Origin of the sequence: Sandaracinus amylolyticus (genome assembly GCF_000737325.1) — a bacterium.
In the GTDB taxonomy this organism is placed as follows: domain Bacteria; phylum Myxococcota_A; class Polyangia; order Polyangiales; family Sandaracinaceae; genus Sandaracinus; species Sandaracinus amylolyticus.
Window position 1 is genome coordinate 5,193,778 of record NZ_CP011125.1, and the last position, 20,808, is coordinate 5,214,585.

14 protein-coding genes are annotated in these 20,808 nt (G+C 74.1%); 7 read left to right on the forward strand and 7 right to left on the reverse strand.

What is annotated here, in order from left to right:
• A complete protein-coding gene (locus DB32_RS22075) occupies positions 1-1,872 on the reverse strand; it encodes an adenylate/guanylate cyclase domain-containing protein (protein ID WP_053234630.1) in 1,872 nt (623 codons plus the stop codon).
• A 66-nt stretch (positions 1,873-1,938) separates the two neighbouring features.
• Here DB32_RS22075 and DB32_RS22080 point away from each other — a divergent pair, with 66 nt between their 5' ends.
• Both DB32_RS22080 and DB32_RS22085 read left to right on the forward strand, forming a co-directional pair.
• Complete coding sequence (locus DB32_RS22080) at positions 1,939-3,204, forward strand: hypothetical protein (RefSeq protein WP_157069275.1); 1,266 nt, start codon at positions 1,939-1,941, stop codon at positions 3,202-3,204.
• Positions 3,201-3,581 carry a hypothetical protein gene (locus tag DB32_RS22085; protein ID WP_053234632.1) on the forward strand — a complete coding sequence of 127 codons (381 nt, stop codon included), beginning with the start codon at positions 3,201-3,203 and terminating at the stop codon, positions 3,579-3,581. The genes DB32_RS22080 and DB32_RS22085 overlap by 4 nt, the downstream gene beginning before the upstream one ends.
• A gap of 4 nt (positions 3,582-3,585) precedes the next feature.
• Here the strand turns inward: DB32_RS22085 and DB32_RS22090 are convergent, their stop codons facing one another.
• Positions 3,586-4,665: a polysaccharide lyase family 20 protein gene (locus DB32_RS22090; protein ID WP_053234633.1), complete on the reverse strand. Its 1,080-nt coding sequence runs from the start codon at positions 4,663-4,665 to the stop codon at positions 3,586-3,588.
• A 106-nt stretch (positions 4,666-4,771) separates the two neighbouring features.
• Here DB32_RS22090 and DB32_RS22095 point away from each other — a divergent pair, with 106 nt between their 5' ends.
• Positions 4,772-7,375, forward strand: a complete 2,604-nt coding sequence (locus DB32_RS22095) for an Hsp70 family protein (protein ID WP_053234634.1) — start codon at positions 4,772-4,774, stop codon at positions 7,373-7,375.
• 551 nt (positions 7,376-7,926) lie between these two features.
• Here DB32_RS22095 and DB32_RS22100 read toward each other — a convergent pair.
• Together DB32_RS22100 and DB32_RS48420 are read right to left on the reverse strand one after the other, a co-directional pair.
• Complete coding sequence (locus DB32_RS22100; RefSeq protein WP_053234635.1) at positions 7,927-9,756, reverse strand: SEL1-like repeat protein; 1,830 nt, start codon at positions 9,754-9,756, stop codon at positions 7,927-7,929.
• Positions 9,757-9,772: 16 nt separating this feature from the next.
• The gene (locus DB32_RS48420; RefSeq protein WP_053234636.1) at positions 9,773-11,155 is read right to left on the reverse strand and encodes a hypothetical protein; all 1,383 of its coding nucleotides are present in this window, start codon (positions 11,153-11,155) and stop codon (positions 9,773-9,775) included.
• A gap of 64 nt (positions 11,156-11,219) precedes the next feature.
• Between DB32_RS48420 and DB32_RS22110 the strand changes: the two genes are divergently transcribed.
• Positions 11,220-12,257, forward strand: coding sequence for a YkgJ family cysteine cluster protein (locus tag DB32_RS22110; RefSeq protein WP_053234637.1), 1,038 nt, complete (start codon positions 11,220-11,222; stop codon positions 12,255-12,257).
• A gap of 4 nt (positions 12,258-12,261) precedes the next feature.
• Here the strand turns inward: DB32_RS22110 and DB32_RS22115 are convergent, their stop codons facing one another.
• A complete protein-coding gene (locus DB32_RS22115; protein ID WP_169791512.1) occupies positions 12,262-14,073 on the reverse strand; it encodes a M20/M25/M40 family metallo-hydrolase in 1,812 nt (603 codons plus the stop codon).
• A complete protein-coding gene (gene purN, locus DB32_RS22120) occupies positions 14,055-14,705 on the reverse strand; it encodes a phosphoribosylglycinamide formyltransferase (protein ID WP_053238903.1) in 651 nt (216 codons plus the stop codon). The genes DB32_RS22115 and purN overlap by 19 nt, the downstream gene beginning before the upstream one ends.
• 163 nt (positions 14,706-14,868) lie before the next feature.
• Between purN and DB32_RS22125 the strand changes: the two genes are divergently transcribed.
• The 3 genes from DB32_RS22125 to DB32_RS22135 all read left to right on the forward strand — a co-directional run bounded on the left by DB32_RS22125 (position 14,869) and on the right by DB32_RS22135 (position 19,041).
• A complete protein-coding gene (locus tag DB32_RS22125; protein ID WP_053234639.1) occupies positions 14,869-16,134 on the forward strand; it encodes an alpha/beta fold hydrolase in 1,266 nt (421 codons plus the stop codon).
• Positions 16,127-17,536 (forward strand): hypothetical protein, encoded by a 1,410-nt coding sequence (locus DB32_RS22130; RefSeq protein WP_053234640.1) that lies wholly within the window; start codon positions 16,127-16,129, stop codon positions 17,534-17,536. Before DB32_RS22125 ends, DB32_RS22130 begins: the two co-directional genes overlap by 8 nt.
• Before the next feature lie 185 nt (positions 17,537-17,721).
• Complete coding sequence (locus DB32_RS22135) at positions 17,722-19,041, forward strand: esterase/lipase family protein (protein ID WP_053234641.1); 1,320 nt, start codon at positions 17,722-17,724, stop codon at positions 19,039-19,041.
• A 3-nt stretch (positions 19,042-19,044) separates the two neighbouring features.
• Here DB32_RS22135 and DB32_RS22140 read toward each other — a convergent pair whose 3' ends face one another.
• On the reverse strand, positions 19,045-20,715 hold the full coding sequence (locus tag DB32_RS22140) for a sensor histidine kinase (RefSeq protein ID WP_157069278.1): 1,671 nt from the start codon (positions 20,713-20,715) through the stop codon (positions 19,045-19,047).
• Positions 20,716-20,808 lie beyond the last annotated feature (93 nt).

Here is a 20,808-nt window from a genome sequence, read left to right on the forward strand (position 1 = left end):
TCAGGCGGGGCGCGTGCGCTCGCTCGAGAAGGTGCCCTTCTTCTCGCCGACGACGTTGTAGATCTTGAGCGCCTGGCTCTTGCCCTTCACGTTCGTCGCGGGCAGCTCGACGCACTCGAACTGGTCGCCGATCTCCTCGAACGTGTTGTGCGAGATGATGATCTCGCCTGCCTTCGCCAGGCTGCAGAGGCGCGCGCCGGTGTTCACCGTGTCGCCGATCACCGTGTACTCGAGCGCCTTGCTGCTCCCGAGGTAGCCCGCGACGACCTCACCGGTGTTGATGCCGATGCCGATCTTGATCTCGGGCTCGCCGCGCCCGATGCGCAGCCGGTTGAGCTCGTTCAGCACGTCCATCATCTCGATCGCGGTGCGCACCGCGCGCGTCGCGTCGTCGGGATGACCGACCGGCGCGCCGAAGAGCGCCATGACCTCGTCGCCGACGAACTTGTCGAGCGTGCCTTCGTACTTGAAGATCACCTCGACCATCAGCTCGAAGTACTCGTTGAGCATGTCGACGATGAGCTGCGGCGACTCGCTCTCGCTCATCGACGTGAAGCCGCGGATGTCGCTGAAGAGCACGGTGGTCCGACGACCTTCGCCGCCCTTCTTGATCTCGACCTTGCCGTCGAGGACCTGCTGCGCGATCTGCGGCGAGAGCAGGCGCTGGAAGCGCTCGCGCGTGACGGCTTCCTGCTCGAGCTTGCGCGCGAACAGCGAGTTCTGGATTGCGATCGCCGCCTGGTTCGCGACGTTCTGGAAGAGCTGCAGGTCCTTCTCGGTGAACGCGTTCGTCGCGATCTGCGAGTCGAGCAGCATGATCCCGAAGAGCTCCGTCGAGTGGAGCAGCGGGACCGCCATGCTCGAGCGGATGCCCTGCATGATGATCGAGTGCGCGCCCTGGAAGCGCGAGTCGACGGTCGCGTCGCTCGAGAGCACCGCGGCCTTGTCGCGCTCGACCTGGTCCACGATCGTCTTCGAGATCAGGACCTGCTCGTTCGGGTCCTGGTTGCCCGCGCGGGTGCGCACGCAGCGCGGCTGCAGCACACGATCGTCGCCGTACAGCAGGATCACGCCGCGATCGGCGGGCAGCAGCTGGAACGCGGCCTCGAGGATCTTGTTGAGGACCTTCGAGATGTCGAGCTCGGCGCCGATCGCGCGCGCGAGCTCGTAGCTCACGCGCAGCTTCTCGTAGTCGCGCCGCAGGTGATCGACGTCGGGGACGAGCTTCTCCGGGAGGAACGACTGCTCGAGCAGCGGCGCGAGCTTCGTCCGGATGTGGCTCTCGACCATGCCCGGCGCGATCGTGACCTTCGACAGGTTCTGCGGCGGGACCGCCGGGAGCGCGCCAGGCACGGGCGGCGGCGCATACGGCTGGGCCCACGCGGGCTGCGGCAGACCCTGCTGCGGCAGACCCTGCTGCGGCGAACCCAGCGGAGGCATCGCGTGCTGCGGCTGCGCGACCGGCTGCTGGTGCGGCGGCGGTGACGACTGCCACGGCGCCGGCGAGCCCATCGGCGGAGGCGGCGCGGACATCGGGCCCGACCCACCGCGCGCGGCCGCGGAGTACCCACCGGCAGCGGCGCGCGTCGCGCCCTCGGCGTCGAAGATCAGCCGCGTCGAGCCGAGCATGATCTCGTCGCCCGGGCTGAGGACGCGCTCCCCGATGCGCTCGCCGTTGACGTAGCTGCCGTTCAGCGATCCGAGATCACGCAGGAGGTAGCGGCCATCGACGAGGTCGATGTGGCAGTGCTCCTTCGAGACGATGCGATCGAGGACCTGGACCGTGTTGTTGGGGTGGCGTCCGAGCGTGTTGTGCGCCTGGAGCTCCACCTCCTGCCGCCCCTCGGGGCCGATGATCGTCAGTCGAGGCATCGCGTTGAACGGCTTGGGCGAGTCGGATGCTATCGGGACGGCCGGGCCGAGTAAATAGCGACGAGCGTGCCGCCCGGGACACCGATTAGAGTGCGCGACGTGTGGCGCGCCGCGGACGAGGCCCTGCTCGCTCGGATCGAGGACGAGCACGTGCTCGAGCGTCTCTGGGCGCGCGCCGCGCCGGGCGCGACGCCGCTCCATCCGCGCGCGTCCGGCATGGTGCGTCTCCTGCGCGAGCGCGCCGACGCGCGCGACGCGATCGCGGCGGCGGAGTCGGGCAACGCCGCGCCGCTGCTCGTGCGGCTCGAGCCCTCGCGGCTCGAGGGCTGGTCGCCCGCCCTGGTGCACCACCTCGCGCTCTTCCACCGCGCGCGCGCCGAGCACGCGATCGCGCGGGACGCGGTGAGCACGAGCGCGGCGCGCCAGACGCTCGAGCACGCGCTGATGCTGATCGGCGCGACTTGGATCGCGCTCGGGCGCGAGCAGACCTACCTGCGCGAGCTCGCGCTCGACGTGATCGCGGGCGCGCTCCCCGCCGGCGAGATCGATCGCGCGGTCGACGCCGCCGCGATGCGAGGGCTCGACGTGATCGCCGCGATCGCGCGCGAGGGCATCGACGCGCGGCGCGGCGGCGCCGCGATCGCGCTGCGCGTGCTCGGTCGGGCGAGCGAGGTCGTCGCGATCGCCGGCGCGGACGGAGCGCTCGCCGATCGCGCGCAGGATCGCGCGCTCGGGCTGCGCAGCGAGCTGGTGCACACGATGCTCGCGCCGCTGTCGATCGAGATCGAGGAGCTCGCCGCGCGCGAGTGGAAGCCGATCGAGGTCGCGTCGGTGCTCGAGCGGGCGCGCGATGCGTGGCGCTGGGCGGGCGAGGAGGTCGAGGTCGAGCGCTTCGTGGTGCGCGAGCTGCCGCGCTTCGCGTGGGACCTCTATCGCGCGCGCAAATGGGACGACCTGCGGCTCGTGTTGCGGCCCCTCGAGCAGCCGAGCGACTCGCTCGCGATGCGCATCCAGCGTGACCCGATGGAGCTCGCGTGGGCGGCGCAGTGCGCGCAGGTGCTGGTCTTCCGCGCCGAGCTCGCGCCCACGCTCGACGCGCAGATCGGCCTCGCCGAGCGCGGCTACGCGCTGTGCCCGACGCTGCGCAACGCGCGGCTCGTGCTCGCGGATCTGCTCTGCGCGCGCGCCGAGCGCAGGCTCGAGGGGCCCTCCGTCCTGCGCGCCGCCGACTCCTGGCAGGACGCCAAGCGCGACATCACGCGCGCCGAGGAGATCCACCCCGAGCTGTCGCGCCTGCCCGCCGCGCGCGAGAAGCTCGCGAGGTCGCGATGACGACGATCAAGAAGAGCCCTTTCGAGCGCTTCGACATCGACCCGCGCGGAGGGCCCGTCGCGATCACCGAGCGACTGCGCGAGCTCGCGGAGGAGACGACCGACGCCGACGAGCGCGCCGCGATCCGCGCTGCCTGGGAAGAGCTCACGCTGCACCCGCTGCGTCGCCTGACGGCCGCGCTCGACAGCTTCCCCGAGTCGCGCGCCGCGATGGGCACGCCGCCGCGCCGCGCCGCGCCGATCGCGTCCGACGCGCCGCTCGATCTGCCCGATCTGATCGCCCGCCCGCGCGCCCGCGCCGCCCTCCCTCCGCCGACCGACGACGAGCGCGCGCTGCTCGCGCCGCCGTCGCCGACCGATCCGCTCGGCCGGCGCTGATCGATCACTCGTCGAAGCAGCCGCGCGCCGCCGCGTAGCTCGTCCCGCGGCAGAACCCGTCGTGATAGACGACGTCGGTGGCGCTGCTCGCCGCGCGATAGAGCCCGTGCTGGACCCAGACGCCGCTCACCCAGCCGTCGCCCCAGCGCTGCGCGTAGCCCTCGTGGATCCGCCCTTGGTCGGTCGACCACTGCAGCGTCGGCACGTCGCGCACCGCGAGCACCGACTCGAACTCCGCCTCGCCCTCGAGCCGGTGCCACACCTCGACGCTCCCGCTCGTGTCCGCGCGGAAGTCGATGCGCACGATGAAGTCGTGCCAGCGCCCCGGCGAGAGCGCGTCGAGCACGCGATGGCTCTCCTCGTACTCGGCGGGCCACCAGCTGTCGATGTTCCCCGAGCTGAACACGAGGTCGAGCTCGTTCGCGCCCGCGTCGAACGCGAGCGGCGGCGAGATGTCCGTGTGCGCGTGCCACTGCATCACGATCCCCCAGCGCTCCGGCGCTCGCCATCCCTCGGGGAACAGCGTCGACCACGCGTAGTAGAAGGTGTCGCCCTCGCGCTCGCGCCGATAGTCCCAGAGGTGCACCTCGGCGCGCTCGCCGCTCGTCGTGCGATAGCGATCGCCCGGGCGCACCTGGAAGCGCGCGGCGTAGCGCCCCTGCCGCACGACGTCGCTCACCACCTGGATCTGCGCGTCGGGATCACGGCCGAGCGGGCCGTCCCACTGCGTGCGGTCGCCGGTCTCCCAGTCCGCCACGAGATCGGGCGCGGCCTCGCACGCCGCGTCGGTGCCGCAGTCCTCGTCGGCGCAGTCGATCCGTCCGTCGCCGTCCTCGTCGTCGCCTCCGGTGCAGCGCTCGATCGGATCGGGCGCGTCCGCGTCGATGTCGCGCGCACCGCCGTCGGGATCGAGCGCCGCGTCGGACTCGCGCGCGCCCCCATCGCTGCGCTGCGCATCGGGCGCGGTCGCGGCATCGAGCGCGCGCGCGGCGTCGGGCGACACCGCCTCGCGAGCCGGCGCACAGGCGGTGGAGATCACGAGCGCGACGACGGCGACGAGCACGCGCGAGTGCCGGGTGTGCATCACCCAGCTCTAGCGAGCGCCGGCGCGCATCTCCCTTACGCTCGCTGCGCGCATCGTCGCCGCGCGCGTGCGATGCTCCGCTTCCCTCGCACAGGAGAGAGCTCGCATGTTCGTCGATCGCGCCGTCGGCATCGATCTCGGCACGACCAACTCGGAGATCGCGCTGCTCGAGCCCAGCGAGCGCGAGATCCTCGTCTACGCCGATCGCTTCGGGCGGCGCACCGTGCCCTCCGCGGTCGCGTGGGACCCGAAGGCGCAGGCGTTCGTCGTCGGTCGCGCGGCGCGCGCGCGGCGCGGTCAGACCCCGGGCCCCATCGAGTCCATCAAGCGGCGCATGGGCCAGGCGGTGAAGGTCGCGGTCGGCCCGCACGAGCTCACGCCCGAGGAGATCTCGTCGAAGATCCTCGCCGAGCTGCGCGAGCGCATGCGCGAGGATCTCCAGGCGCGCTCGGGCGACGTCGAGGTGCGGATCGCGCGCGCCGTGATCACCGTGCCCGCGTACTTCGACGCGCCGCAGGTCGAGGCCACGCGTCGCGCCGGCGAGCTCGCGGGGCTCGAGGTCGCAGCCGTGCTCCAGGAGCCGACCGCCGCCGCCATCTATCACACGTGGAAGAGCCAGCTCGGCGACGGGACGGGGGGTCGACAGGGGGGGCGCGCAGCCCCCCCGGGGGGAAACTTCCTCGTCTACGACCTCGGCGGCGGGACCTTCGACGTCTCGGTGCTGCGCTGCCTCGGCGGCGAGTACCAGGTGCTCGCGATCGACGGCGACAACTTCCTCGGCGGCGACGACTTCGATCGCCGCTTCGCGGAGCGGCTGCGCCGCATGCTCGTCGACAAGGGCTACGCGCTCGAGCTCGACGTGCGCGGCAGCGCCGAGGACGCCGCGCGCTTCGCGCGGCTCGTGCACGTCGCGCAGGAGGTCAAGGAGTCGCTCTCGACGAGCGACGTCGTGCACCTCTCGAAGACCGACGTGCTGATCGATCAGGCGGGCGAGCCCGTGTCGATCGAGATGGAGCTCGGGCGCGCCGAGCACGAAGAGGCGATCCGCGATCTCGTCGAGACCACCATCGCGTGCTGCGAGCGCGCGCTCGCGCGCAGCAAGGAGGTCGCGGGCGTCGGCCTCGCGGACGTCGATCACGTCGTGCTCGTCGGCGGCTCCACGCGGGTGCCGATGGTCGTGCGTCGCGTCACCGAGGCGCTGTGCTCCGGCAAGAGCAAGTGCGTCCAGCCGCTGCAGGACCAGGTCGACACCTGCGTCGCGCTCGGCGCGGCGGTGCACGCGGCGCAGCTCGGCGGGCTGCGCATCGGCGACGACGCGATGCAGGCGCGCTTCACGACGCCGCTGGTCGGGCGCGGCGAGCGACTCCGGGTCGGGCTCGAGCTCGAGCGCGCGCCGGAGGGCACCGCGGAGCTCGGCGTGGTGAGCGCGGATGGATCGGAGCTCGGACGCGCGGAGCTCGCGAGCGTGCCCGCCGCGGTGCGCGTCGAGTGCGCGCTCGGCGGCGAGGAGGAGAACGCCGCGCGCGTCGAGGCGCGCGACGCGTCGGGCCGCGCGCTCGCGTCGCTGCCCTTCGCGCTCTATCGCGGCGAGCTCAAGCCGCGCGCGAGCGCGCTCAGCCAGCCCTCGGTCGTCGCGAAGGACATCGCGCTCGAGGTGCTGCGCGCCGGGCGCCGCGAGCGGAAGGTGCTGATCCCGCGCGGCTCGGGCCTGCCGCTCTCGACCACGCACGAGCTCGCGACGTCGGATCGCAGCGGCGCGGTGGTGCTGCGCCTCCTCCAGAACCGGCTTCCGATCAAGACCCTGATGCTCGAGGTGCCCGCGGATCTGCCGGTGGGCACGCCGGTGACGCTCGAGCTCAAGTGCGACGAAGCGATGCGGCTCGAGGCGCGCGCCGAGGTCGCCGGGCGCGAGCTCTGGGCGCGCGTCGAGCCCGCGGCCGCGACGCCGGCGAGCGCCGAGGAGATCGAAGCGCTGCTCGCGGAGAGCGAGGAGGTCGCGCGCGGTCTGTGGGGACGCGACGCGCACGCGTTCCGCCGCGAGGCCGAGCCGCTCTCCGCCGGGCTGCGCGAGGTGGTGGGCACCGATCCCGACAAGCTCTCCGCGCTCGCGACGCAGCTGCGCCACCTGATCGACGAGTTCAAGACCGCCGGAGGTGGCGAGCTGTCGCCGCCGCTCCACCGGTTCGAGCACGTGCTCGACGCGCTGCGCCGCACCGTCTACCGCGCGCAGGGCGCGCTGCTCGGGATGGACGCGACGACGTGGGAGCGCCGGATCGAGGATCTCGACGCGCGCGGCCGCGCCGCGTGGGACACGAGCGACGCGGTCGCGTGGCGCCGCGTCTACAACGAGACGCAGGCGCTGCTCGAGACCGCGCAGACGCAGGAGCTCGGCGCGCAGCGGCTCGACGATCCGACGTACCTCGCGCGGCGGGTCGCGGGGCTGGTCGCGTGGAGCGTCGCGATCGAGCGCTCGCTGAGCGACTTCGTTCCGTCGCGCGCCGACGAGGTGCGCGGGCTGCAGCTCGCGGAGCGCGATCGGCTGATGGGCGCGCTGCGCACGAAGGTGCGCGAGCCCCTCGAGAAGCTCGGCGAGACGAAGGGCGCGCAGGACACGCGGCGCGCCCTCGACGGGATCGCGTCGGAGCTCGAGCGCATCGAGAACGCGGTCGAGCGCCTGCCGTCGATCGGGGTGGTGACCGAGCGGCGCTGAGACGCGCGCGGACGCTGCGCGCGCCGTCGCAACCACCGCCCGACCCGTCGCAAAGACCGTCCCGCTCGCGCCGACGCCGCCCGAGCTGTCGCCGACGCCGCTGTCCTGTGCCCGACGCCGCGCGAGCTGTCCCCGACACCGCTGTCCTGTGCCTGACGCCGCGCGAGCCGTCGCCGACGCCGCTGTCCTGTGCCCGACGCCGCGCGAGCTGTCGCCGACGCCGCTGTCCTGTGCCCGACGCCGCGCGAGCTGTCGCCGACGCCGCTGTCCTGTGCCCGACGCCGCGCGAGCTGTCGCCGACGCCGCCGTCCTGTGCCCGACGCCGCGCGACCTGTCGCCGACGCCGCTGTCCTGTGCCCGACGCCGCGCGAGCTGTCGCCGACGCCGCTGTCCTGTCCCCGACGCCGCGCGAGCTGTCGCCGACGCCGATTTCGTGTCCCCGACGCCGATTTCCTGTCCCCGACGCCGATTTCCTGTGCCCGACGCCGCGCGACCTGTCCGCGACACCGAACACCCTGTGCCCGGCGCCGCGCTTCCTGCGCCGCCGGGCGTCAGCGCGCGCCGGGGCGCTCGCACGCTGCCGCGTAGCCGCCGGCGCACGCGCGGCGGAACAGCTCGGTCGCGAGCCGCGCGTCGCGCGCGACGCCGGTGCCGCTCTCGTACAGCGCGCCGAGGTTGCTGCACGCGAGCGCGTGGCCCGCGTCGCACGCCTGGCGGAACAGCACCGCGCCCTGCGCCGGCGCGCGGGTGACGCCCTCCCCGCGCACGTAGAGCGCGCCGAGGCTCGTGCATCCGGGCGCGACGCCGCCGTCGCACGCGCGCTGGTAGAGGCGCGCCGCGGCGCCGACGTCGGCGGCCGTCGCGAGGCCGCGCTCGCGCAGGTACCCGAGCGCGTTGCAGCCGCGCAGATCGCCGCCGTCGCACGCGCGCGTGAAGAGCTCGAGCGCGCGCCGATCGTCCTGCGCCACCCCGGTGCCGTGGCGGTGCGCGAGGCCGAGCAGCGTGCAGCCGTAGAGCTCGTCGCCGTCGCAGGCGCGGGTGTACAGCGCGATCGCGCGCGTGAGGTCGCGGGTGACGCCGCGACCGTCCTCGTGCAGCGCGCCGAGGTTCGCGCAGCCGAGCAGATCACCGCCGTCGCACGCGCGACCGTAGAGCTCGGCGGCGCGCGCGGCGTCGGCGGGCACGCCGCGCCCGCGCTCGAGCATCCAGCCGAGGTTCGCGCAGCCGTAGAGATCGCCCTCGTCGCACGCGCGGCGGAAGAGGCGCACCGCCTCCGCGGGATCGCGCGCGACGCCGCGACCGTCGTCGTGCATGCGACCGAGGTGGATGCAGCCGAGGCGCTCGTGGCGCTGGCAGGCGTCGCGGAAGAGGCGCGCCGCGGCCTCGAGATCGCGGGTCGCGCCGCGCCCTTCTTCGCGCAGCAGGCCGAGGCTGACGCAGCCCAGGCCATCGCCGCCGCGGCACGCACGATCGTAGAGCGCGGCGGCGCGCGTCGGATCGGCGGGGATGCCGGCGCCCTCGTCGTGCAGGCGTCCGAGGTTCACGCAGCCGACGAGCTCGCCGCCCTCGCACGCGCGCTCGAAGAACGGCGCGGCCTGGGCGCCGCCGCGCGCCTCCTCGAGCAACAACCCGAGGTCGTTGCACGCAGGCGCGCGCTCCGCGTCGCAGGCGCGGCGGAGGGAGCGCTCGGCGCGGCGGGGATCGGCGGGGACGCCCTGCCCTTCGCGCAGCATCGCGCCGAGCTGCTCGCAGCCGGCGGCGTCGTCCTGATCGCACGCGAGCTCGTAGAGCTCGAGCGCGCGGGCGGCGTCGCGGGCCACGCCGCGCCCTTCGGCGTGCATCCACCCGAGCAGCGTGCACGCGGGCGCGTCGTTCAGCGCGCAGCCCATCTCGAGCAGCGCGGCGGACTCGCGCAGCTCGCGCGCGCCGCTGCTGCCCGAGAGCATGCGGCCGACGTGGGTGCACGACGCGCCGTGGCCCTGGCGACAGCCGCGCTCGTAGAACCCGCGAGCGCGCGTGAAGTCCGCCTCGCGACCGATGCCGCGCTCGATGATGCGCCCGAGATCGAAGCACGCCTGCGCGTCGCCGGCCTCGCACGCGGTCTGGAACTGCACGCGCGCCTGCGCGGGATCCTGGGGCACGCCGACGCCCAGGAGCTGCATCGCGCCGAGGCGGCGACACGACTCGGCGTGGCGGCTCGCGCAGCCGCGGCGGTAGAGATCGGCGGCGCGCGCGAGGTCGCGAGCGACGCCGGTGCCCTCCTCGTACGCGCGGCCCGCGGTGGCGCACGCGTCGGGATCCTCGGGGCTGCAGGCGTCGGGCGCCTGCGCGCGCACGAGCGATGGGACGAGAAGGAGAAGGAAGAGGACGGCGACGCGCACGCTCGAAGGGTACCGCTCACCCACGCGCGGCGCGCGCCTCGAGGAGGTGCTCGCGTGCGTCGTCGCGGCGACCTTCGCTCCACGCGCGCCATCCCGCGCGGACCAGGGCCTCGATGCGGCGCTCCTTCGCGCCGGGCTCGCGCTGCTCGTGGGCGCGCGCCATCGCGCGGAGCGCGAGCGTCTCGGCGCCGGCGTGCTCGAGGTGCGACGCGATGTGCAAGAAGCCGCGCGGCGGCGTGCCGCGCGTCGCGAGCAGCGCCTCGGCCAGCGCGATCGCGTCGGGGCGGGTCGCGGGACGCGCGAGCGCGCACCACGCGGCGGTCCACGCCGCGGGCTCACCGTCGCCGACCCCGATCGCGCGGAGCTCGCGCACCCGATCGCGCGCGTCGTCGTCACGGCCGGCGCGCAGCGATGCGATCACCGCGAGCGCGCACCACGTGCCCGCGTCGCGCGAAGGCCGCGGGCCCACCGCGCCGCCGCTCAGCACGGCGCGCGCGCGCTCGAGCTGGGCGCGCGTCGTGTCGTCGACCGCGGCGGCGCGCACCAGGGCGGCGCTGCGCGCGGCGTCGTCGGTGTCCACCGTCGCGGCGATCGCGTCGAGCGTGGCGAGCACACGGGCGCGCTCGTGTGGGTCGGGCCACTTCGCGGCCGCGCTGCGCACGCGCTCGAGCTCGACGCCGGTGAGCGCCGCGCCCGACTCGTCGGCGTGGGCGCACGCGGCGCGGATCGCGGCGCGCGCGATCGTCTCGTCGCGCTGCGACGCGAGCTCGACCAGCGCGTCGAGCCCGCGCACCCGCGCGTACCGCCCCGTCTCGCCGAGGCGCGCGATCGCGAGCACGAGGCGCTCGCGCGCGCCGGCGTCGTCCTCGGGGATCGACGAGGCCACGCGCGCCGCGTCGAGCTTGCGGCCCGACTGCCGCGCGAGGAGGCGCGCGAGCTCGACGCGCGCCGCGCGCGCACGGCGTGGATCTCCGGCGCGCTCGGCCTCGCTCGCGGCGGAGCGCCAGTCCGCCGCGGCGTCGTCGAGCGCGCCGCTCTGCTCGTGCACCACGGCGCGGAGCGCGCGGGAGAGCGGGTGATCGCGGCGGAGCACCTCGGCGTCGGCGAGCACGCGCGCGAGCGGCTTCGAGGTGCGGAGCAGCGACGCGATCACCGGGGCGACGTCGGCGGTGCGCGCGCCGACGTGCTCGACGGCCCACCACGTCGCGAGCGACTCGAGCGCGTCCGCGTCGCCGACCTCGGCCGCGCACTCGAGCGCGACGACGATCGCGGCGGCGCGCGCGGGGCTCGGATCGCTGCTCGCGATCATCGGCGAGAGCACGCGCAGCGCGCCGCGCGCGCCGAGGCGTGTGCGGAGCGAGCGCGCCGCGCCGAGGCCGAGATCCGAGAGCAGGCCCATCCGACGCGCGAAGGTACACGACCGGACGCGGTGCTATGACAGCCCTCTTCCCCACCGCCGCTCGATGCGCGCCGTCACGCACCGCTACGAGGACCCTCTCGACCGTGTCTGGATCACCTGCGCCGAGCGCATCGGCCTGCGCGTGGTGCGGCTCGAGGGCGCGTACGCGACGACCGACGGGCGCGGCACGCTGGCGATCGCGACGCCGCCCGAGCTCGATGCCGACGACTCGCTCGCGCAGATGATCTTCCACGAGCTCTGCCACTCGCTGGTGCAGGGCCCCGAGTCGTTCGAGCAGCCCGACTGGGGGCTCGACAACGAGAGCGACCGCGACGTGGTGCGCGAGCACGCGTGCCTGCGCCTGCAGGCGCTGCTCACGCGGCCGCTCGGGCTCGCGGGCGTGCTCGCGCCGACGACGGACTTCCGGCTGTTCTGGGACGCGCTGGGGCCCGACCCGCTCGCGCCCCAAGACGACCCCTCGGTGCCGCTCGCGCGGCTCGCGTCGGTGCGCAGCACGCAGCGGCCGTGGGCGCCGCACCTGCTCGAGGCGCTGCACGCGACGGCGGCGATCGCGCATGCGACCGCGGCGCACGGCGCGCACGCGCCGGGCTCGTCGTGGTCGCGGGTCGAGCCGGCGCGACCGCGGCATCCGACGACCGAGCTCCCGCTGGCAGCCGCGGGGACGCCGGGCGAGCACGAGACCTGTGGGACCTGCGCGTGGGCGGCGCGTCACGGCACCGGCAGGCGCTGTCTGCAGGCCGAGCGTCCCACGCGCGCGTCGTCATCGGCGTGCGAGCGCTGGGAGCTCGCGACGCTCGACTGCCAGGCATGCGGCGCGTGCTGCCGCGAGGCGTTCGACACGCTGCTGCTGCACGGGCGCGAGCGCGTCGCGCGACGCCACCCCGAGCTCGTGGTGGTGCGCGACGACGTGCTCGAGATCCCGCGCCCCGGCGGGCGCTGCCCGGCGCTCGAGGGCGACGGCAGCGAGCGCGCGCGCTACGCGTGTCGCGTGTACGACGATCGGCCGCGCACGTGTCGCGACTTCACGGTCGGCAGCGCGAACTGCCTGCTCGCGCGGCGGCGCGTGGGGCTCGCGCGGTAGCGCGCTAGTCGGTCTCGCCGGTCAGGCGCAGCGCGGCGTCGAAGAGCATCCGCGTCGTCGTGTGCAGCGCCTCGAGCCCGATGTGCTCGTCGGCGCCATGCCCCGCGTAGCGATGGCCGGGCAGTGAAGGACCGAAGTCGACCGCGCCGGGGAACAAGCGCGCGTAGGTCCCCCCGCGGATCGAGATCGGCATCGCGCCGGGCTCGTCGCGCGCGCTGCGCCACACCGCCAACAGCGTGGGCACGAGCTCGCCCTCGAGATCCGCGACGTGGGGATCGCCGACGTGCACGTCGTCGGTCGCACGCACGCTCGGGTGCTCGGCGCGCACGCGCTCGAGGGCGGCGTCGAGGCGCGCGCGGAATTCGTCGGCGCTCGGGCCGCGCGGGCGGCGCATGTTGACCTGGAGCGTCACGCCACCGTCCGCGCTCGTGCGGAGCAGCGTCGCGGCGGACGTGAGCGGGCCCATGAAGTCGTCCTCGTAGCCGACGCCGAGCCGCTCTCCGAAGTGATCTCCGTCGAAGTGCGCGCGCACGATCGCGAGCGCGCCGGGGATCGCGCCGGGCGCGAGGTCGAGCCGCGACGCGAGCCCGGCGAGCAGCCACAGCGCGTTGTGGCCCTCCTCGGGCACCGACGAGTGCGCGGAGCGACCGCGCGCGACGATGCGCACGACGCGCTCGCCCTCGCGCTCGATCGTGTCGACGTCGATCCGATACGCGGGCTCGCGGCGGGCCTCGAGCTCGATCCGCGCGGCCTCGCGCGCCCTCTCGATCCAGGTGTCGATCGCCACGCCGCGCGGCGGGCGCACCACGAGCTCGGCCTCGTCCGGGATCTGCGTGAGGAACAGCCCCGCGCGCGCGTCGAGCGCGACGGCGCGGCGCTCGGTGCGTCGCAGCTCGATCGCGGGCACCACGATCCCCCACGCGACGAACCCGCTCTCCGCCGCGACGACCGGGTACGACGCGTCGACCGAGACCACGTGACGCGCGCGCGGCGCGCTCGCGGCGTAGCGGCGCATCGGCTCCCAGTCGTGCTCCTCCGCGGTGCCGAGCGCGAGCACGATCGATCCGGCCTCGGGCGCGATCCCCGCGTCGCGCAGCGATGCGAGCACGATCATGCCGGCCGCGATCGGCCCCTTGTCGTCCTCGGTGCCACGGCCGTAGAGGCGCCCGTCGACGACGCGCGCTTCGAACGGCGGGACGGTCCATCCGCTCGGCACGGCATCGCTCGCGATCACGCTCGGCGGCTCGTTCACCGGCACCACGTCGGCGTGGAACACGTACGAGAGCGCGCGCTCGTCGCGCTGTCCGGCGAGCTCGATCTCCCACGCGTCGTGCTCGCCCGAGACGCGGAACGCGAGCCCCGCGTCCTCGCTCCACCGCGCGAGCCACGCCGCGAGGCGCGCGTGCTCGGGGTTGCTCGCGGGCGGCGCGATCGCCGCGACGGTCTGGAAGCGCACCAGCTCGGTGGTCAGCGCGATCGCGTCGCGCTCGCCGCAGCGCTCGATCGCGCGTCGCGCGGCATCGATCGCGACCGCGCGCGCGTCCTGATCGAGCGGCGCGATCGGCCCGCGCTCGCACCCGCGCGGGCACCACGCCTCGAGCGCGGTGACGGTGCGTACCTCACCGCGCGCTCGCGCGCGCTGGAGATCGAGCTGGCGGAAGCGCTCGAGGCGCTCGCGCACCGGGCCCGCGTCGCACGCATGCGTCCACGCGTCGTCCGCGGGATCGACGACGGCGACTGGCTGCGCGACCGGCGGCGCGCTCGAGCCGCACGACGCGAGCAGCGCCGCGAGCGCGATCACACGAGCGCGGGGCACACCAGCGCTCCTTCGCCGAACGGACAGCTCGGCGCGAAGCTCGGGCGCGCGCCGGGCACGATCCATCCGCGCGCGATCGCGTCGATCACCGCGGGGAAGACGCGATGCTCTTGCGCCTGGATGCGCGTGTGGAGCGTGCTCGCGTCGTCGCTCGGCAGCACCGGCACCGCGGCCTGCGCGAGGATCGGCCCGGTGTCGACGCCCGCGTCGACGAGATGCACGGTGCACCCGCTGAGGCGCACGCCCGCGGCGACCGCCTGCGCGGGTCCGTCGGTGCCGGGGAACGCGGGGAGCAGCGCGGGGTGCACGTTGACGATGCGGTACGGAAACCGCGCGAGCATCGCGGGCCCGACGATGCGCATGAAGCCCGCGAGCACGACGAGGCCCGGCGCGAAGGACGCGACCTCGTCGGCGAGCGCCGCGTCCCACGCCTCGCGCGACGCGTGATCCTTGGGACGACACACGCGCGTCGGGATGCCGCGCTCGGCCGCGAACGCGAGCGCGTCGGCCTGCGAGCGATCCGCGAGCACGCCGGCGATGCGCGCGTCGCAGCGCCCCGCGTCGATGGCCGCACAGATCGCGCGGAGGTTGGAGCCACGGCCGGAGACGAGCACGGCGAGGTCGAGGGTCATCGCGCGCGCATGAGAGCAGAGGAGCCCCGGGGTCGCCAGCGACGGCGACGGCGCGCGACCGGTGAACACGTCGCGCGCGGCGCGAAATATGAATCGTATAATTTGATCTTCCAACTGTTGTACGGATCATCTAGATTCCGCTTCGCAGGGGGAGGGAACGCTGATGAGCACCTCGTCGGCACAAGGGGAGCGGCCTGCGCTGTCGTGGTCGCGGCTCGCGTGGCAGAGCGCTCGCGCGGTGTGGGGCCTGGTCCGCTGCGCGCCGCACGTGCGGCTGCGCCATCTGCGCGCGGTGCGCGAAGCGACGCGTCGCGCACGCGCGAGCGATCCACGGCCGTCGCCGCTGCGACGCGTCGCGGACGGAGTGCACGAGATCGATCCGCGCTGGCTCGACGGTGCGCCCTCCGAGCCGCTCCGCTGCGTGGACTCGATGATCGTCCTGCACTTCGTGGGGACCGGCGAGACGCGGCACGGCCCGCTGCCCGGCATCGCGCGGCTCGTGCGGGCGTGCCCCGCGCTGCGCGCGCCGCGGCACTTCGTCGTCGACGGTCCGTCGGACCCGCTCGCGTACGAGGATCTCGCGACGCTGAGCCCGCGCATCTGGGCCTCGATCGAGCCGCTGATCGATGCGTCGAGCGGGCCCTTCGTGCTGGTGGGGCTCAGCCGCGGCGGCGCGCTCGCGCTCGAGGCGGCGGCGCGCATCGCCGACGAGAAGCGCAAGGCGGTGTCGTGCGTCGCGCTCTCACCGCCGCTCGCGCGGCCGCGGCGTCTGCCGCGCATCGTCGAGACGATCGCGGGGTTCGGCGCGCTCGCGACGGCGTACACGGACGCGGTGGAGCGCGGCGTCGTGCCTACGTGGCTCGTGCGCTGCGCGACGCGCGTGGTGCGCGCGCTGCAGCTCGCGATCACCGCGTACATCCTCGCCGACCTGCGCGCGGCCGACGACGAGACGCTCTCGTGGACGCTGCGCGATCTCGACGACCACGAGGGCGTCGACTCCGCGCTCAGACAGGTCGGCGAGTTCGGGCTGCTCCAGCGGACGAGCGAGGTGGAGCTCGTGCGCTTCACGCGCTTCGTGGCGCGCTCGCTCGTCCACAACGAGCTCGCGTGGGCGCTCGCGCTCTGGGGCGAGGACGACAGCTGGCTCGCGCCGAGCGCGTGCCGTGGGCAGATCGAGCGCGCGCTGGCGCGGCTGCGGAGCGCGCAGGGCGCGATCGCGACGTGCATGGTGCCCGGCCACCACAACCTCTCGCGCAGCGCGACGGACGACCTCCACGCGCTGAGCCCCCACTTCGAGCGCGCGGTGAGCGAAGCCCGCGCGCGCGCCGAGCACGAAGCACGGCGCCAGCGCTCGCGCGCACGGCTGGAGCGCCGCATGCGCGAGGGCCTGACGACGACCGACCCCGCCTCCGAGGAACGACATGTCTAGCCCCGGCGAACGCGACGATCTCACCACGCTCGAAGGCATCCGCAGGACGTTCGCGCGCCGCTTCGAGACGAGCCGTCTCGGCTACCACGCGCTCGGCGAGGCCGTGCTGCAGGCGTACTGGGCGAACGCGACGGAGCGCGGGCGCCCCGCGAGCGCGATGACGTTCCGCAACTTCCTCCAGGGCAAGACGGTGCTGCGCGATCCCACCGCGCTCGAGCTGTACTTCGCGGAGCTCGGCGCGACCGACGACGAGATGCGCACCATCCGCGGCACGCTGCAGCGCGAGCTCGCGCGACGCGTCGCCGCGCCCCGACAGCGCGCCGCGCTCTCGGCGCTCGGGGATCGCGCGATCGAGGCGATGCCGTACAGCCGCGCGATCGCGGAGTGCGAGGTGGTCACGCAGTTCGAGGAGTCGATCGCGGCGCCCGTCGCGTTCGTCACTCCGACCGACTACATGCTCGGCGCGGGCGCGCCGTCGACGCCGGATCCCGATCCCGAGAAGTGGGGTGTCGTGCCGTACCTGCGCGCGCTGCTCCGCTACCTCGACGGGATGGAGCGCGAGTTCGTGGAGTCGCTCGCGCGCATCCCGAAACGCGACGTCGCGAAGCGGCAGCTCGCGGTCGCGGCGGATCTGCGCGAGGCGCTCTCGGCGTACGCGGGGTGGCTGCTGCACTGGCCGACGTACGCGGAGCTCTTCTTCTCGCGGCGTCGCTACGTGCTGCACGGCTCGGTGCCGGAGGAGCAGCGGCAGCTCGCGATCGCGCTCGCGAAGCGCTGCTCGCGGTTCCTGCACGCGCCGCTCTCGCGCTTCGCGCTCGAGGTGATCCTCGAGGGCGAGGATCCCGAGCGACGGCTCGCGTCGTCGGAGGCGGCGATCGCGCTCGAGGCGATCGCGCAGCGCGCGGTGGCGATCCCGCACGCGTTCTACGTGACGGTCGTGCTCGGCAGCTCGGGCACCGGCGCGGCGTTCCAGGCGGCGTACCAGCTGCGCCGCGAGGAGGCGGGCAACCGCGTCGCGGGGCCGCGCTTCTGGAGCGAGTCGCACGACTCGATCGTCGATGCGTACGACGAGACCGTGCACGCCGCGAACGACGCGATCGAGCGCGACCCGATGATCACGTACGGCGAGCTGAAGCGGCTCTACGACGAGCAGGCGCGCGCGGTGCGCGGCGCGATGCACGCGGTGTGGGAGCAGGACTACGCGTCGTCGATCGTGCGCGAGATCGGGATGTTGCTGATCGGCGCGCTGCACGAGCGGCGCGTGCTCTCGGATCGCGAGATGCTCGCCGCGACCGAGGCGCTGCTGGTGTCGCGGCGCGGCGCGCGGATCCTCGACGCGACGCGCGACGTCTCGCGCTTCCGCAGCGACGAGCCGCCGCCGATCGTGCACGAAGCGTCGTAGTCGAGATCGTTGGAGCTCCAACGAATCCGAGCGCGCCTCGCGCGCGCTCGGTAGGCACTCGTGCGCGCGGATCCCGCGCGCTCGACAGGGGTCTCGTGCGCGCGGCGTCGGTCGCGCGCGCGAGGTGACGTGCGCGCATGGAGCGCGCGCGAGGGGAGCGGTCCGTCTGGAATAGGAGGCTCGATATGCTCGGCTTGCGTGGGAAGGGGTGGCACACGCTCTTGGCTTGTTCGCTGATCGCCGGCTGCGGAGGGGGCAGCGGCGGAGGCACGGAGGAGGCGCCGGGAGCGGCGCTGCACGGAGGGGACGCGGCGGTCGGCGCGCTCGATCACAACCCGGTCGTGCTGCTGCACGGCTTCTTCGGGTGGGGCCGCGACGAGCTGCTCGGCTGGAAGCACTTCGGTGGCACCCGCGACCTCGAGGCGGAGCTGCGCGCCGAGGGGTTCGACACGGTGACGGTCGCGGTCGGTCCTCTCTCGAGCAACTGGGATCGCGCGGCAGAGATGTACGCGCAGCTCGTCGGCGGCACCGTCGACTACGGCGTCGCGCACTCGCGCGAGCATCGACACGCGCGCTTCGGGCGCACCTACGACGCGCTCCTGCCGGGCCTCGGCGAGGTCGGCCCGGACGGAGACGTGCAGCGCGTGAACGTCATCGCGCACAGCCAGGGATCGCAGACCGCGCGCGTGCTGATCGCGCTCCTCGCCGACGGCGACGGGGCGGAGCGCGCGGCATGCCCCGCGGGCGAGTGCCCCGACGGCGAGCCGCCGCTCTCGCCGCTCTTCGCGGGCGGCGGGCCGCAGTGGGTGCACGGCGTCGCGACGCTCTCGGGCGCGAACGACGGATCGACGCTCGCGCACGCGCTGCAGAACGATCTGAACCCGAACGGGCTCATCGCGGGGCTCGCGGTCGCGGTGAACACGCTCGGCGCGAGCGGGCTCTACGACTTCAAGCTCGATCAGTTCGGGCTCGCGCCGCGCGCCGCGAGCGAGCCGCTCACCGCGTACTTCGAGCGCATCACGCACACGATGCTCGACGCGGACAACCTCGACACCGCGTTCTACGACCTCTCGCTCGACGGCGCGGCGGAGCTCAACCGCTGGGCGCGCGCACGGCCCGACGTCGTCTACTTCTCGTGGTCGAACCACACGTCGCTGCCGATCCCGCTCGCGGGCCATCACCGGCCGATGAGCGAGACGAACCTCTTCCTCTGGGGCTTCACCGCGTTCATGGGGAACTACCAGGTCGCCGGCGTGGACGCGCGCAGCCTCTGGGAGAACGACGGCATCGTGAACACGCTCGCGATGGACGGGCCGCACGCGGCGTCGACCGACGTCGTCGCGCGCTTCGACGGCACGATCCGCAGCGGCGTCTGGCAGCTCGTCGAGCGCCGACGCGGGTGGGATCACTGGGACATGCTCGGGCTGCTCGATCTGCGGCACGACTTCTCGCAGACGCGCGGGCTCTACGTCGACGCGGCGCGCCTCCTCCGCAGCTCGGAGTGAGCGCTACGCGTGCACGGTGACCTCGGGGGCGGGCGCGCGCAGCCGCCGGGGCAGCTCGACGACGAACGTCGAGCCCTGCCCCGGCGTGCTCGCGACGACGATGGTCCCGCCGTGCGCGCTCACGATCTGGTGCGCGATGTAGAGGCCGAGGCCGAGCCCGCCGTAGCTGCGTGCCGACGATGCGCGCACGAAGCGCTCGAAGATGCGCTCGAGGTCGGGCTCCGCGATGCCGATGCCGTGATCGCGCACCTCGATGCGCGCGGTCGAGGGCGTGCCGACGACGTGCACGTCGATCGGGCGTCCCTCGCCGTACTTGATCGCGTTCGAGAGCAGGTTCGTGAGCACCTGATCGACGCGAAGCGGATCCCACGTGCCCTCGATCGAGCGCGGCTCGATCGAGAGCGCGATCGTGGAGCCACCGGTCGTGCCCGCAGCGCGGAAGCGCTCGACGACCTCGCTCGCGATCACCGCGAGGTCGGTGTGCGCGGGCTTCATCTCGAGGCGTCCGGCGCTCGCGCGCGTGACGTCGAGCAAGGTCGAGACGAGATCCTCGAGGCGCCGGACCTGGCGCAGCGAGGAGCGCAGCATGTCCTTCGTGTTCGGGAGCCACGCGCTGCGGTCCGCGGCCGCGGCGAGGAGCTGCATCTGCAGCTTCAGCGGCGTGAGCGGGGTGCGCAGCTCGTGCGAGGCGATCGAGAGGAACTCGTCGCGCGCGTGGACGGCCTCGGTGCGCTCGACGATGCGCCGCTCGAGCTCCTCGTTCGCGCGCTGGAGCTCCTGCTCCGCGCGCACGCGCTCCGCGGCCTCGAGCGCGCGCCCCACGAAGTCGGCCATCGACGCGGCGCACTGCACGTCGTCGTGGTCCCACTGGCGGGCCGCGCCGCAGTGCTCGAAGCAGAGCACGCCCGCGAGCTGCCCGCAGAACCGCACCGGCGCGTCGAGCATCGACACGATGTCGAGCGGGCGCAGGTACTCCGGCGCGAGCTCGCGCGTCGCGATGTGCGTCTGCACGTCGTCCGCGACGATCGCGCGATCCTCCGCGAGCGCCTCGAAGTAGTCGGGGTGATCGCACGCGAAGATCTCGGCCCCCGCGGAGTGCTGCGCCTGCTCGACCTCGAAAAGATCCTGGCAGACGATCTTCGTGCGGCTCGGATCGTAGAGCCACACCGAGGTGCGCTTCACGCCCATCGCCTCCGCCGCGGCCTCGGTGACCTCGCGGATCGCGCCCGCGAGATCGCCGCGCGCCGCGAGCAGGCTCGTCGCGAGCCGCAGGTAGAGCTCGTTGCGGCGCCGCATCGTGCGCTCGTGCTCTTCCTCGGACCCGAGGCGCCCGTCGCCGGTGCGCACCATCGTCGCGGCGAAGAGCACGTCGCCGTCCGGCTCCTCGCCGACGAGCCCGCCGGTCACGCGCACCGAGATGCGCTCGCCGCTCGCGGTGATGAGCTCCTTGTCGTAGGGCTCACCGCGCCGCGCCTGCAGTCGATTGAGCTCCCACTGCTTCTGCGCGCCCGCGCTGATGCTCCAGTAGTCGAGCTCCGGCGGCGGATCGCTCGGGTGGCCCAGCATCGCGTAGAACGCGCGGTTCGCGTCGCGGACGCGACCTCGCCCGTCCCACACGACCATCGCGGCAGGGAGCTGGTCCACGATCGACGCCAGCGAGACTGCGCGAGCCATCCGACGCTCCCACGTGATCGTCACGTAGCGCCCGCAGACACCGGCTACACGGATCGCGCGTGCGATCGCCGGCGCGCCAGCGACGAGATTCGT